Origin of the sequence: Segatella copri, assembly GCF_003465495.1 — a bacterium.
Taxonomy (GTDB): Bacteria; Bacteroidota; Bacteroidia; order Bacteroidales; family Bacteroidaceae; genus Prevotella; species Prevotella copri_G.
This window is the reverse complement of record NZ_QSAV01000016.1, coordinates 21519-35220: the sequence shown is the minus strand read 5'-3', so window position 1 is coordinate 35220 and position 13702 is coordinate 21519. Positions and strand designations below refer to the sequence as shown.

Sequence of the window (13702 nt, the reverse complement as noted above, 5' to 3'; positions counted from 1 at the left end):
ATAAACAATAAATAAAAGACAGACTACGTATGGAACAATCAAGTTTTATCAAGATTAACCCTGCCGATTCGGTAGTGGTTTGCTTGCGCCCTATGAAGAAGGGTGAAACGATTGAAGTAGATGGCAAGACCATCACATTATTGCAGGATACTCCTGCAGGACACAAGGTGCTCATCAACGATGCTGCCGAGGGTACAGATATCCTGAAGTATGGCTACCCTATCGGTCATGCAAAGACCGGTCTCAAGGCGGGCGAATGGGTAAACGAGAACAACCTCAAGACCAATCTTGCCGGTACGCTCGAATATACCTACAACCCGGTTAACGAGCAGCTGAACATCGCTAAGGAAAACCGCACCTTCAAGGGCTACGTTCGCAAGAATGGCGAAGTAGGCGTAAGAAACGAAGTATGGGTAGTTCCAACCGTGGGCTGCGTTAACGGCGTGGCTGAGAAACTGGTAGAACTCCTCAAGAAAGAAACAGGCTGCGAAGGCATCGACGCCATCCACGCATGGCATCACAACTTCGGTTGCTCACAGCTCTCGGGCGACCATGAGAATACCCGCAAGGTGCTTCGCGATATCTGTCTGCATCCAAACGCAGGTGCCGTGCTCGTTCTCTCGCTCGGCTGCGAGAACAACCAGCCAGATGATTTCATGAAGATGCTCGGCGACTATGATCACGGCCGCATCAAACTTCTTGTAACACAGAAGGTTGAAGGCGATGAACTCGAGGAAGGCATGAAGATTCTGCGTAACCTCTATGCCCAGGCTAAGGAAGACAAGCGCGAGGAAGTTCCGGTAAGCAAACTGCGCGTAGGTTTGAAGTGTGGCGGTTCTGACGGCTTCAGCGGAATTACAGCCAACCCATTGGTAGGTGAATTTAGCGACTGGCTCGTAGCTCAGGGCGGTACAAGCATCCTGACAGAGGTACCGGAAATGTTTGGCGCAGAAACCATTCTGATGAACCGTTGCGAAAATAAGGAACTCTTCGACAAGACCGTTCACCTGATTAACGACTTCAAGGAGTACTTCCTGAGCCATGGTGAACCTGTTGGCGAGAACCCTTCTCCAGGTAACAAGGCAGGTGGTATCTCAACCCTCGAAGATAAGGCTTTGGGTTGCACCCAGAAGTGCGGCCGTGCTCCGGTAAGCGGCGTGCTCCAGTATGGCGACCGTCTGGAGACAACCGGTTTGAACCTGCTTTCAGCTCCGGGTAACGACCTTGTAGCAGCCACAGCTCTGGCTTCAGCAGGTTGCCAGCTCGTTCTCTTCACCACAGGTCGCGGAACCCCATTCGGAACCTTTGTGCCAACGATGAAGATTTCTACCAACAGCAATCTGGCAAAGAACAAGCCAAACTGGATTGACTTCAACGCCGGCGCTCTGGTAGAAGGTGTAGAAATGAAAGACTTGGTAAGCAAGTTTATTGATAAGATTATAGCCGTAGCAAGTGGCGAGGAGGCTCGCAACGAGTATAATGGCTATCGTGAAATCTCCATCTTCAAGAATGGAGTAACTCTTTAATTAAGAAGAAAAAAGAAGTATGAGTAATAAAAAAGGTTTGCTGGCGTTGTCGCCATTATTTTTGCTGATTGTTCTCATCGTGGCTTTTACCGTATATTCGGTAGACAGCAGCCATCAGGACACCAGCCTCTCGCTCACAGTAGCGTTCATGATTTCGAGCATTTATGCCGTGGCTATTTCCGGCGGAATGCCTGTCAGGAAACGAGTGGACACATACAGCAAGGGTGCCGGCGCCAACAACCTGATGCTCATGCTCTGGATTTACGTGCTGGCTGGCTCGTTTGCCGCATCAGCCAAGGCGATGGGAGCCGTTGATGCAACCGTCAACCTGGCGCTCAGCATCCTGCCAGCCAGCATGATTCTGCCAGGACTCTTCCTGGCTGCCTGCTTTATCTCCGTATCTATCGGAACAAGTGTGGGAACCGTAGTGGCTCTGGTTCCGATAGCCGCCGGACTGGCCCACTCGATGGATGCTAACGTAGGCATGATGACCGCCATCATCGTAGGTGGCGCTTATTTCGGCGACAACCTCTCGTTCATCTCCGATACGACGGTTGTTGCTACGCAGACGCAGAACTGCAAGATGAGCGATAAGTTCAAGGTCAACTCCATGATTGTGGTTCCGGCCGCCGTACTCGTGCTCATCGCCTATTCTGTCATGGGAGTCGGTCTTCAGGCCCCAACCCACATCAACGAGGTAGAATACATGAAAGTATTGCCTTACCTCATCGTCCTCATTACCGCTATTGCCGGCATGAATGTAATGGCTGTTCTCACTCTGGGCACCCTACTCTGTGGCGCCATCGGCATAGGCAGTCATCTTCTGGGTGCCTCCGGAAGCTACGACCTCTTTGGCTGGTTCTCAGCCATGGGCAACGGCATTATCGGCATGGGCGAACTCATTATCATCGCCATGATGGCAGGTGGTATGCTCGAAATCATCCGCGAAAACGGCGGAATCGATTTCATCATCAACAAGATTACAGCCCACGTAAACAGCAAGCGTGGAGCCGAACTTTCTATCGCCGCCCTCGTTTCGATGGTAAACATCTGTACAGCAAATAATACGGTAGCGATTCTGACAGTAGGAAATATTTCGAAAAAGATAGGCGACCGGTTTGGCGTAGACAACCGCAAGGCAGCCAGCATTCTCGACACCTTCTCATGCATGGTTCAGGGATTGATTCCTTATGGCGTGCAGATGCTCCTGGCAGCCGGCCTGGCCAATCTCAGTCCGATGGACATTCTTCCTTATCTCTACTATCCGCTGGCGATAGGTGTGGCAGCCCTGCTGGCCATCCTCTTGCGCTATCCTAAGAGATACAGTTAGGAAGACTTCTAAAAATCAGAGGAGGGTCTCCTTCTGCGTTAGAGATTTCTTGACAGGAAGAACAAAACTTTATTATTGACTATTAATAAGAACAAGGCATATGAATTTTCTTCAGCGCAACCTTTTTACTAAGCTCCGTGCCGACAACTTCGGCATCAAGGAAGAAATGGAACCGATGACTACCTTTAAGAAGAAAAAGATAGCTCAGATGCTCAAGAACGTGAATGATGTTCCTGCCGGAGAGGTGAAGATGAACAACGGTTTTCTGAACCGACGGCTCAGCAAGATTCAGGAAGATGAACGCCACGCCATCGATACCTCTATCGAGACTATTTATCTGCTGCGCATCATCGTGGCAAACGTAAATGGAATGCTGGCTAACGGAATCAATCTCAGAGGAATCATCCAGTTGGGAGACTACCTGAGAACCCGAGGCGACAAGGTAGATTTCGTGAAACTGGAGAAGTGGCTTGCCAAGCTCCGCATCCAGCGCATCGCCCAGTTGGAAGGAAGCGTGCTCATCACCTTCTTCGATTTTGAACAGGACGAAATCCCATTCGTTCATCACATAGAAAGAGGCGCCTACAAGCTGACGCTCCGTTCGCTCTACTATAATATCATGGACCAGCAGGCCATTCAGTTTGAGCAGACCAGCAGCGGCTTTGTACGCACCACGGGGGGAACCATGCGCAAGAATCTGCGCCGCAGCATGCGCTATCTGCAATACGCTCCGATAGAAACCATGAGCAATTTCATGAACAATTTCTTCCGGTCATTATCTGAGATTGAAGAGTAAATTTCAGTAAGGATTGAAGGGGATAACCTGGGATTCATCAGGACGAAGAGTAAAATATCTATAAAATTAATCTCTTAGTAGTACGATTTTCATCTGATTTTCGTATCTTTGCATCTATGAAAAAGTTATTTATCTCTATTATAGCATCCATTATTGCCTTGGGAGCCCATGCCCAGGTGCAATGCGAAGACACTTGTCGGCACGTTCACGGCATCGACTTGAGTCATTATCAGGGCAACGTGTTCTGGGAAACCGTGGGCGACAACTCTAAGATGGCTTACGTTTATCTGAAAGCTACCGAGGGCGGAACCAACATCGACAGCAAATACAAGAAGAATATCGACCTGGCTCATCGCTACGGAATGAAAGTAGGTTCTTATCATTTCTACAGACCCCGCATCCCACAGCAGACGCAGTTGGAAAATTTCATGGCCCAATGCCGTCCGGGAGATCAGGACCTCTTGCCTATGATTGATGTGGAGACGAAAAGCGGCATGAATACAGAAGAATTCTGCGATTCGCTCTTTAAGTTTCTGCATCTCGTCGAGAAAGCATATAAGCAGAAACCCCTCATCTATACGGGAGCCAATTTCTATGACAACTATCTTCTAGGCAAGCTAGACAGCTACAAGCTGATGATTGCCCAGTATACGAAGCGCATCCCTGTATTGCGCGATGGTAGAGATTTCGAAATGTGGCAATATACGGGTAAGGGCAAACTCAACGGAATAAACGGCTATGTTGACAAAAGCCGTTTCATGGGGCGCCACAAGCTCAGAGAAATCAGATTCAGACATCGATAGTACTTGGAACCCTGAACTTGGAACTTTATGATTAGCTTCAAGGTAAAGAGTGGATAAGGTCTGGAAGTAGAGAAGCATGAATTATATAAGTAAATTAATAAACACAAAATAGAATTATGGCAATTATAAAATGTCCGGAATGCGGACGCCAAATTAGCGATAAAGCACCTACCTGCCCTAGTTGCGGAGTAGAAATAGCAGGCAAAATTACCAAATGCCCAAATTGTGGCGAGATTTATTTCAGCAACCTTGAAATGTGTCCTAACTGCCATGAGCTGAATCCTTCGCTCACAAGAATGACGCCTCCGACAGGAATGAGCCAGCAGACTCCTGCCAGCCAGGCTTCTATGACTCAGCAGCAAGAAGCTGAAAACGCAGCCAGACAGAATGCAATCAGGCAAGAAGAAATTCGCCGCCAGGAGGCTCTCAGGCAGCAGGCTCGTCCTCAGACACCTGTCAGAACAGCAACACCTCCTACTCCACCCGTTCCTCCGGTTCGCCCACAGCAATCTAATTCTCAGAACGGCGGTAACGGCGAGGGAACCCAGGAAAAGAAAAAAAGCAACCGTGGCGTCATCATCATCTCTCTGATTTTCGCCTTCCTCGTTTGTGGCATTTTCTACTATTTCTATGATAGTGCCAATAAGAATAAGGAACTGGAAGCTTACGAGTATGCGATGCAGAGTAGCGACCCGATGGTTCTGCAGAGTTACCTAGATACTTACAAAGATGCTGACGAGGCGCATCGTGATTCCATCATGGCTCACCTCGAACTTCTGAAACAGACCGATCAGGACTGGACCAACGCCGTAGTAAGCGGTTCGAAAGAGGCCCTGCAGGCTTATCTCGACAAATACCCAAACAGTCCACACAAGCAGGAGGTTTTGAACAAGATAGATTCCATCGACTGGAATGTGGCAAAGAATGCTGATAATGTAGAAGCTTACCAGGCTTATCTCGCCGCTCATGCTGACGGTTCGCATATCGAAGAGGCTGAGAATGCGATGAAGAAAGCCAAGAGCAGAGATTTGCAGCCTGAAGAGAAAGATATGGTAAGCAGTCTGTTCCGCCATTTCTTCCAAAGCATCAATACCCGCGATGCTGATGGTTTGCAGGCTTCATGCGAGGACATTCTCTCTTCGCTTCTGGGTAAGAATTCTGCTACCAAGGCAGATGTTGTAACCTTTATGAATAAGCTTTATAAGGAAGATGTGACCAACCTGAACTGGTTCCTCACCAACGATTATAAGATCAAAAAGCGCGAGGTGGGTGATGAAGATTATGAATATCAGGTTCAGTTCTCAGCACGGGAGGAAGTTCAGCTTACCGATGGTACTAAGAAAACCAACCATTTCAAAATCAACGCAACCGTTTCGCCAGACGGCAAGGTTTCTGCGTTCAACATGTCGAAGATTAATGCCGCAGAATAGAATAAAAAACGCCCTGCAAGATTAATAAATAGAATAAAAAACGCCCTGCAAGATCAGGAACTTCATTTCTGAATGTTCCCTTCTTGCAGGGCGTTTCTTTTTACCTTCATGTTTCGGGAAGGTTCTCATGTCCGAGAACCCGTTCCCTTCTTTTAGAAATTACTTTGCATCCTTCATCTGACGGAGCAAATCTTTCTGCTTATCATTCAACCCGGTTGGCAACTTCACGTTGTAAGTAATCATCAGGTCGCCAAAGGTTCCGTCACCCCGGTCGTATCCTTTTCCGCGAACACGAACCTTCGTGCCATTCTGCGTTTCCGGCTTAATCTTCAGTTTGATTTTAGAACCATTACTCAATTTAATGATTCCTTCGCCGCCCAGCAGAGCCGTATAAAGGTCGATATTCACATTCATGTTCATTTCGCCGTTATTGGCACGACCATTCTGGCCGCAACCGCCGCCACAACCACCAGTACCGAAATCAGCACCAGCTCCGTAGCCAGCACCATTAAAGCCGCTACCATAACCGGCAGAACCATTAAAACCGCCAAAATTGCCGGAACCGAATCCTCCAGCCGACTGCTGGCTTCTGCCACGACCTCCGAAGAGATTTTCGAAGAAGCTGGAGAAACCTCCGCCTCCGCCAAACTGGCTGAAGTCGAAACCCTCGAATGGATTTCCACCTGCTCCACCATAGCTTCCGGAACCGCCTGCACCACCAGCTCCGCCGAAACCGCCGAATGCATCAGCATTCTTCCATTGTTCGCCATACTGGTCGTATTTAGCACGCTTATCTGGGTCAGAAATCACCTCATACGCTTCGTTCAGCGCCTGGAACTTAGCCTTCGCCTTCGGGTCGTTAGGGTGCAAATCTGGGTGAAACTGTTTTGCACGTTTACGATACGCAGCTCTCACATCCTTCTGCGGAATGTTCTTGTCTACGCCGAGAATCTTGTAATAATCAACAAATGCCATATTATAAAACCTCCTATTTTTTAGTTTTTAAAAAATATCCAACAAAAAGTATGCCTATTTAAGTTCTTTTTTGTACTTTTGCAGAGAAAATAAGAAACAGAGCTCAACTGATGGGCTTTCATTACTCAAAAGTAATACATTAATTTATATGAAACAATTATTTGCTGCGCTTCTTCTGGCGCTAACTTTCAATTCACAAGCGATGGCACAACAACGTACCGTAAAACTGAGAGTGATAGAGACAAGCGATGTGCACGGCTCTTTCTTCCCTTACGATTTCATCAACCGTAAGCCAAAAGCAGGAACCTTGGCGCGCGTTTCTTCCTACGTCAATAATTTGCGAAAAGACTACAAGGATAACCTCATCCTCTTGGAGAATGGCGATATTCTGCAGGGACAGCCTACCTGCTATTATTATAATTATGTAAACACAGAGGCTAGAAACGTGGCTGCCGATGTGGTCAACTACATGAAGTATGATGCGCAAGTATTTGGCAATCATGATGTTGAAACGGGTCATCCAGTTTACGACAAATGGATAAAAGAACTCAATTGCCCAGTTCTTGGTTCCAACATCATCAGCACTTCTACAGACCAGCCATACGTTAAGCCTTATCTCATCCTGAACCGCGAGGGCGTGAAGGTGGCAGTCTTGGGAATGATTACTCCTGCCATTCCAAACTGGCTCACGGAGAATCTCTGGAGCGGACTGAAATTTGAAAATATGGTAACAAACGCCCGCAAATGGGTGAAGTATCTCCAGGAGAATGAAAAACCGGATGTTATCATCGGCCTCTTCCACAGCGGAAAAGACGGAGGCATTCAGACTGCCGAATATGATGAAGACGCCTCTATCAAGGTGGCAAAAGAAGTGCCAGGCTTCGACCTCATTCTCTTCGGCCACGACCATACGCGCGACAACGAAACCGTAACCAATACTGATGGAAAGCAGGTGGTTTGCCTGGATCCTGCCAACAACGCCATCAGCGTGGCTGATGCTGAAATAACCCTCACACTCAACAAGAAAAAGGTGAACGGAAAGAAGCAGCTGGTGGTAACTGACAAAAAAGTGACAGGCAAGATTGTGGATGTGACAGATTGTCCTATCGACGAGGATTTCATGAAGACTTTCGAACCTCAGATTGCAGAAGTAAAGAAATATGTGGGCAAGCAGATTGGCAACTTCAAGACTACCATCTACAGCCGCGACCAGTTCTTCGGCAGTTCAGCCTTCAACGATTTCATCCTCAACCTCCAGTTGCAGATTACAAAAGCCGACATTTCGTTCAACGCTCCTCTTCAGTTCAACGCGGTTCTGAAAGCCGGCCCAATCTACGTGAGCGACATGTTCAATCTCTATAAATATGAGAACCAGCTCTACGTAATGCGCATGACGGGCGAAGAAATCAGAAAGCATCTGGAAATGAGTTACGACCTCTGGGTGAACACCATGAAGAGCCCGGACGACCATCTCCTGCTGCTCGATGAGAAGACCGTTGGCGACCAGCAACGCCTCGGTTTCAAGAATCTCTCGTTCAACTTTGATAGTGCTGCGGGAATCGATTACGAAGTTGACGTAACCAAGCCAGATGGCGAGAAGGTGAAGATTCTGCGCATGAGCAACGGCGAACCTTTCGATGAGAAGAAATGGTACAAGGTAGCCGTTAACAGCTATCGTGGAAATGGCGGCGGCGAACTCCTTACCAAGGGTGCCGGAATCCCGAAAGACAGTCTTGAAAGCCGAATCATCTATCGCAGCAAGCGCGACCAGCGTTACTATCTGATGGAAGAAATTGAAAAGATGGGAACGGTTGATGCAAAACCAAACAACAACTGGAAGTTTGTGCCGGAAGCATGGACTAAGCCAGCTGCCCAGCGCGATTTCGAATTGCTGTTCGGAAAGAAGAAATAGTTCCTCGAAACGCTTCTGGAAAAGCATATTATAAAGTTCAAAGTAAAAAAGTAAATAAGTTCAAAATAAAGAATGAAGTATTGGTTTATATTTTGCAAGACTGATCTCTTGCTCGAAAAGAAAGAAGACGGAACCTATACGATTCCTTGTTCAGAAGAGAGTCCAATCCCAACAAAGCCTTGGACTCACATTCTCAATATTACCCCGATGGAAGACGGAACAGAGGTGAAGACCTTCACCATTCCTGAGCCCGTTACCGGCAATCCGAAATACGAAATGTGCGGCTTGCGCCCTAGTTTCTACAAACTCTCTCCTGCCCTTTACCAGAAAGCAGGAAAGTGTCAGGAACTCAACTATTGGGACATGAATACCCAATTCTGCGGCGTTTGCGGAGCTCCGATGAAAATGGCAACCGACATCAGTAAGAAATGTACAGAATGCGGCAAACAGGTCTGGCCTTCGCTTGCCACAGCCATCATCGTTCTGATTAAGAAAGATGATCAGGTCTTGCTGGTTCACGCTCGCAATTTCAAGGGAAATTTCGACAGTCTCGTGGCTGGTTTCGTAGAGACTGGCGAGAATCTGGAAGAGGCGGTTCATCGTGAAGTAATGGAAGAAACCGGTCTGACTATCAAGAACTTGAAATATTTCGGCTCCCAGCCTTGGCCTTATCCGAGCGGTCTGATGATTGGCTTCTCGGCAGAATATGTAGATGGAGAAATTCATCTTCAGAAAGAAGAACTCTCTCGTGGTAAATGGTTCACGAAAGAGAATCTCCCTATTCTCCCAGAGAAACTTTCCATCGCCCGAAAACTCATCGACGCCTGGCTGGCGGACAAACTCTAATAATGAGGACAAACTCTAAAAAATGATGAAAGAGAAACTTTGGAATGCAAACTACATCAAGGTGATGACTACCAACTTTCTGTTGTATTTCGCCTTCTATCTGCTCACACCTTTGCTCCCTCTCTATCTGAGCGAAAATTTTGGAGCCACGAAAGATATGATTGGAATTGTGCTGAGCGGTTATACGGTTGCCGCCCTCATCATTCGTCCATTCAGCGGATATGTGGTTGACAGCTTTTCGCGCAAGAAGGTTCTGATGGTCTGTCTCTCGGCCTTCGCCATCTTCTTTGCCGGCTATATTGCAGCCAGCACCATCCTGATGTTTGCCATCTGCAGAACCCTGCACGGAGGTCCGTTCGGAGCCGTAACGGTTGCCAACAGCACCTGCGCCATCGACGTTCTTCCGGCAAGTAGGAGAAATGAAGGAATCGGACTCTACGGACTGAGCAACAATTTTGCCATGGCAATTGCTCCATCCATCGGAATCTATCTCCATAATGCGGTAGACAGTTACATGATTCTCTTCTGGATAGCTTTCATCGTGGCGATTGCCTCAGTTGTGATTGCAGGAACCATCCGCCTCCCCGAAAAGGAAATCGTTAAGAATAAGGAGAAGCTTTCTCTCGACCGCTTCTTCCTGACGCGTGCCTGGCTCCTTGCCATCAACATCGCCATGTTCGGTTTCTGCTGGGGCGTTCTGAGCAATTATCTCGCAATCTACAGCAAGGAGGAACTCGGAATTACGGGCGGAACGGGCACTTTTTTCGCCCTTCTTTCCATGGGTCTGTTCCTGTCAAGATTGCAGGGAAGAAAAGCCTTGAGTCAGGGCAAACTTACCCAGAATGCGGCCGAAGGAATGCTGCTTTCGCTTGTTGGTTTCATCATCTTTGTTGCCGTCAAGCACCCGGTAGCCTATTATCTTTCGGCTTGTCTCATCGGCCTGGGCAACGGTCATCTTTACCCAGCCTTCCTCAACATGTTTATTAATGTGGCTCGTCACAACCAGCGTGGAACGGCAAACAGCAGCATTCTTACAGGTTGGGATTTGGGCTTCGGAATCGGCTGTCTGCTAGGTGGAGTTGTGGCAGAACATTTCGGTTACAACGGAACATTCTGGATGGTTGCTATAGAAAATGCAGCTTCCGTTCTCCTCTTCTTTGCCGCTTCGAAACAATTCTTTGAGAAGAGACGCAGAGAATAGAAAACAGTTGATAAAGAGAAATATAAGATTATGAATAAAAAAAGAGCACTTCATCCGAGACAGAAGAAAGTCTCAGGCGAAGTGCTCTTATTTTTATCTTACTTTTCTGTTTTTAGAAAGGAAGATCATCTGCGCTACCACCCTCTGCTGCAGGTGCTGCAGGCTGAACTGGAGGGAATGCTGCTGTTGCGCCATTAGCAGGAGCTGCTGGCTGAGCAGGAGCTACAGGAGCACCTACTGGAGGAAACGCACCTGGCTGCATTCCGCCCATAGCACCAGCAACGGCGTTAGGGTCAACACGCTGGATGTTCCAGGCACGGATGCTGTTGAACCAACGGCCCTGATACTCGTGAGCATCAATATCGAAAGAAACCAGGAGTTCCTCACCACTCTGAATGTTGAACTGAGCCAGACGGTCAGCTCCGAAAACATCAAAGCACAATTTCTTTGGATACTGCTCGTGAGTTTCAATTACGAACGACTGAGCTTTCCACTCTCCTCTTGCAGAGACGCCGCTTCTTTCAGGCAAAACGGCAATAACCTTTCCTTGTAATTCCATATGATAATATTTAAAGTTTTTCCTTTGTTTAAAGGGTGTTTTTTTCTTTCTGACTGCGAAATTACTAAAAATAGTTCAAAAACTAGAACTTTTCTCCAATTATTTTTGCTTATCAGCGATATTTTTTGTATTTTTGTGCTCAATTAGGTGATATTGCCTAATTAAATTAAGGTGAAACAGAAAACAAAATAAAATTTAAATAAAATACTCATGAGATTTACAGTATCAAGTTCTGCATTGAGCAGCAAGCTCAACATGCTCGCAAAAGTGATTGGAAGCAAGAATTCGTTGCCAATCCTCGATTGTTTCCTTTTCCAAGTTGCTAACGGTGAAATGAGCATCACGGCTAGCGATAGTGATAATGTCATCAAGAGTACACTCGCTCTTACCGACCACGATGGAGAAGGTGAGTTTTGTGTGCCTAACCGCGTTATCCTCGATGCGTTGAAGGAACTGCCTGAGCAGCCTCTTCACTTCGATGTGGATACTGCCGGAGAAGCCGTTGCCATCAAGATTGTTTACCAGAACGGTCTTTACAACTTCACAGGTCAGAGCGCAGAGGAATATCCTCGCACACAGAGCATGAACGATGCTTGCACCACAGTTTCTTTGCCTACAGAAATGCTGATCAACAACATTTCACGCTCGCTCTTCGCTACAGCCAACGATGAGTTGCGCCCTGTCATGAACGGTATTTACTTCGACCTGACAGCAGATGCTCTCGCTATCGTAGCAAGCGATGGTCACAAGCTGGTTCGCAGCAAGAACTTCACTATCAAGAGCGAATCTCCTTCAGCATTCAACTTGCCTAAGAAGCCAGCTTCTCTGCTGAAGAACATTCTGAGCAAGGACGGCGACGACGCTATCATCAAGTTTGATGACCGAAGCGCAGAAATCCGGTTTACTGATGGCGTTATGAGATGCAGACTGATTGATGGCCGCTACCCTAACTACAACTCTGTCATTCCAAACAACCCTAACGAGGTTACAGTAGACCGCAGAGGCTTGCAGAGTGCTTTGCGCCGCGTATTGCCATTTGCAAGCGAGAGCAGCCAGCTCATCCGTTTCCACATCGAGTCAGGCCGTTTCGAGGTTTCTTCTGAGGATATTGACTTCTCAACATCTGCAAAGGAACAGTTGTCTTGCGAATACAACGGCTCTCCTATCAGCATCGGCTTCAAGGGAAGCAGTCTGATGGAAATTCTGAGCAATCTCACCAGCGACAACATCATCATCCAGCTGGCAGACCCAAGCCGTGCCGGAATCATCGTACCAGCAGAACAGCCTGAGAACGAAGATATTCTGATGCTCATCATGCCTATGCTCCTTAACGACTAAAGGAGCACGGGCTTTCTCTGAAACAACAAAAAGAAAAGTATTTCTACAAAAATGAAACTCAATTTGACAAAGCCTCTGATCGTGTTTGACCTGGAGACAACGGGTCTTGACATGATCAAGGATCGTATTATACAGATTTCTTACATCAAGGTAATGCCTGATGGAACTGAAGACCGCAAGAACCTCTACGTAAATCCTTGCAAGGAGATTCCTGCCGAAGTAGTTGCCCTTACAGGCATCAGCAACGAAGATGTAAAAGATGCGCCAACCTTCAAGCAGCTGGCTTCCACATTAGAGAAGGAATTTACAGGTTGCGATTTCGCAGGCTACAATTCCAACCACTTCGATGTACCGATGCTCGCAGAAGAATTCCTGCGTGCTGGAATCGACTTCGATTTCAACAAGTGCCGTCTCATCGATGCGCAGACCATCTTCATGAAGATGGAACGCCGTAACCTGGCTGCTGCCTACAAGTTCTATTGCGGCAGAAAGATGGAGGAAGATTTCGAAGCTCATCGTGCAGATCAGGATACAGAGGCTACTTACCGCGTGCTCATGGGCGAGCTCGACAAGTATGCTCCAGGCGTGCAGGACGAACCTGAGCGCGTGCTCAACAACAATATGGATGAACTTGCCGATTTCTCTAAGCAAAAGGATAATGTAGATTTCGCCGGACGCATCGTTTGGGAAGAGGTAAAAGACGCCCAGGGCAACGTTGTAAACGATGAGAACGGAAATCCTTTGAAGCACGAAGTATTCAACTTCGGCAAATACAAAGGATGGGATGTGGCTGAGATTCTGACCAAAGACCCGGGTTATTTTACATGGGTCTTGGGAAGCGATTTCACCAACAATACCAAGCAGGTACTTACCCGCATCCGCCTTCGTGAATTCAACAAGAGAATGGGAAAATAATTGTTACCGGACTTTCGCAAGCGGTTGAAGAACAAACCTCTTGCGAAACTCGGATTTATTTCTTAACAGTT

Annotated in this window: 12 protein-coding genes; 10 read left to right on the top strand and 2 right to left on the bottom strand. The window is 47.4% G+C overall.

Features of this window, described 5'->3' with window-relative positions:
* Positions 1 to 29: 29 nt before the first annotated feature.
* From DWV53_RS06395 to DWV53_RS06375, 5 genes are all read left to right on the top strand, one after another.
* Positions 30 to 1526 carry a UxaA family hydrolase gene (locus DWV53_RS06395; protein ID WP_118152453.1) on the top strand — a complete coding sequence of 499 codons (1497 nt, stop codon included), beginning with the start codon at positions 30 to 32 and terminating at the stop codon, positions 1524 to 1526.
* Between the two features lie 19 nt (positions 1527 to 1545).
* On the top strand, positions 1546 to 2856 hold the full coding sequence (locus DWV53_RS06390) for a Na+/H+ antiporter NhaC family protein (protein WP_118065058.1): 1311 nt from the start codon (positions 1546 to 1548) through the stop codon (positions 2854 to 2856).
* 100 nt (positions 2857 to 2956) lie between these two features.
* Positions 2957 to 3652 (top strand): hypothetical protein, encoded by a 696-nt coding sequence (locus tag DWV53_RS06385; protein ID WP_118080082.1) that lies wholly within the window; start codon positions 2957 to 2959, stop codon positions 3650 to 3652.
* A 116-nt stretch (positions 3653 to 3768) separates the two neighbouring features.
* Positions 3769 to 4455 carry a glycoside hydrolase family 25 protein gene (locus DWV53_RS06380; RefSeq protein WP_118152451.1) on the top strand — a complete coding sequence of 229 codons (687 nt, stop codon included), beginning with the start codon at positions 3769 to 3771 and terminating at the stop codon, positions 4453 to 4455.
* A 116-nt stretch (positions 4456 to 4571) separates the two neighbouring features.
* Positions 4572 to 5885, top strand: a complete 1314-nt coding sequence (locus DWV53_RS06375; RefSeq protein WP_118152450.1) for a double zinc ribbon domain-containing protein — start codon at positions 4572 to 4574, stop codon at positions 5883 to 5885.
* Between the two features lie 159 nt (positions 5886 to 6044).
* On the opposite strand, the gene DWV53_RS06370 is transcribed toward DWV53_RS06375, so the two are convergent.
* Complete coding sequence (locus DWV53_RS06370) at positions 6045 to 6860, bottom strand: J domain-containing protein (protein ID WP_118152448.1); 816 nt, start codon at positions 6858 to 6860, stop codon at positions 6045 to 6047.
* Between the two features lie 148 nt (positions 6861 to 7008).
* Between DWV53_RS06370 and DWV53_RS06365 the strand changes: the two genes are divergently transcribed.
* From DWV53_RS06365 to DWV53_RS06355, 3 genes are all read left to right on the top strand, one after another.
* The gene (locus tag DWV53_RS06365) at positions 7009 to 8772 is read left to right on the top strand and encodes a bifunctional metallophosphatase/5'-nucleotidase (protein ID WP_118152446.1); all 1764 of its coding nucleotides are present in this window, start codon (positions 7009 to 7011) and stop codon (positions 8770 to 8772) included.
* Positions 8773 to 8844: 72 nt separating this feature from the next.
* Positions 8845 to 9618, top strand: coding sequence for an NAD(+) diphosphatase (nudC, locus tag DWV53_RS06360; protein ID WP_022121236.1), 774 nt, complete (start codon positions 8845 to 8847; stop codon positions 9616 to 9618).
* A gap of 25 nt (positions 9619 to 9643) precedes the next feature.
* Positions 9644 to 10819: an MFS transporter gene (locus DWV53_RS06355; RefSeq protein ID WP_259318929.1), complete on the top strand. Its 1176-nt coding sequence runs from the start codon at positions 9644 to 9646 to the stop codon at positions 10817 to 10819.
* A 112-nt stretch (positions 10820 to 10931) separates the two neighbouring features.
* Here the strand turns inward: DWV53_RS06355 and DWV53_RS06350 are convergent, their stop codons facing one another.
* Positions 10932 to 11378, bottom strand: a complete 447-nt coding sequence (locus tag DWV53_RS06350) for a DUF3127 domain-containing protein (RefSeq protein WP_117727805.1) — start codon at positions 11376 to 11378, stop codon at positions 10932 to 10934.
* Positions 11379 to 11588: 210 nt separating this feature from the next.
* Between DWV53_RS06350 and dnaN the strand changes: the two genes are divergently transcribed.
* Together dnaN and DWV53_RS06340 are read left to right on the top strand one after the other, a co-directional pair.
* Positions 11589 to 12716 carry a DNA polymerase III subunit beta gene (gene dnaN / locus DWV53_RS06345; protein ID WP_118152442.1) on the top strand — a complete coding sequence of 376 codons (1128 nt, stop codon included), beginning with the start codon at positions 11589 to 11591 and terminating at the stop codon, positions 12714 to 12716.
* 51 nt (positions 12717 to 12767) lie between these two features.
* Positions 12768 to 13631 (top strand): 3'-5' exonuclease, encoded by an 864-nt coding sequence (locus DWV53_RS06340; protein ID WP_118152440.1) that lies wholly within the window; start codon positions 12768 to 12770, stop codon positions 13629 to 13631.
* Positions 13632 to 13702: the final 71 nt, after the last annotated feature.

Excerpts from the sequence above, each read along its gene's own strand:
- DWV53_RS06375 (WP_118152450.1), top strand. The coding sequence starts at position 4,572 with ATGGCAATTATAAAATGTCCGGAATGCGGACGCCAAATTAGCGATAAA.
- DWV53_RS06365 (WP_118152446.1), top strand. The coding sequence starts at position 7,009 with ATGAAACAATTATTTGCTGCGCTTCTTCTGGCGCTAACTTTCAATTCA.
- dnaN (WP_118152442.1), top strand. The coding sequence starts at position 11,589 with ATGAGATTTACAGTATCAAGTTCTGCATTGAGCAGCAAGCTCAACATG.
- DWV53_RS06370 (WP_118152448.1), bottom strand. The coding sequence starts at position 6,860 with ATGGCATTTGTTGATTATTACAAGATTCTCGGCGTAGACAAGAACATT.
- DWV53_RS06340 (WP_118152440.1), top strand. The coding sequence starts at position 12,768 with ATGAAACTCAATTTGACAAAGCCTCTGATCGTGTTTGACCTGGAGACA.
- DWV53_RS06380 (WP_118152451.1), top strand. The coding sequence starts at position 3,769 with ATGAAAAAGTTATTTATCTCTATTATAGCATCCATTATTGCCTTGGGA.
- nudC (WP_022121236.1), top strand. The coding sequence starts at position 8,845 with ATGAAGTATTGGTTTATATTTTGCAAGACTGATCTCTTGCTCGAAAAG.
- DWV53_RS06350 (WP_117727805.1), bottom strand. The coding sequence starts at position 11,378 with ATGGAATTACAAGGAAAGGTTATTGCCGTTTTGCCTGAAAGAAGCGGC.
- DWV53_RS06390 (WP_118065058.1), top strand. The coding sequence starts at position 1,546 with ATGAGTAATAAAAAAGGTTTGCTGGCGTTGTCGCCATTATTTTTGCTG.
- DWV53_RS06355 (WP_259318929.1), top strand. The coding sequence starts at position 9,644 with ATGAAAGAGAAACTTTGGAATGCAAACTACATCAAGGTGATGACTACC.
- DWV53_RS06395 (WP_118152453.1), top strand. The coding sequence starts at position 30 with ATGGAACAATCAAGTTTTATCAAGATTAACCCTGCCGATTCGGTAGTG.
- DWV53_RS06385 (WP_118080082.1), top strand. The coding sequence starts at position 2,957 with ATGAATTTTCTTCAGCGCAACCTTTTTACTAAGCTCCGTGCCGACAAC.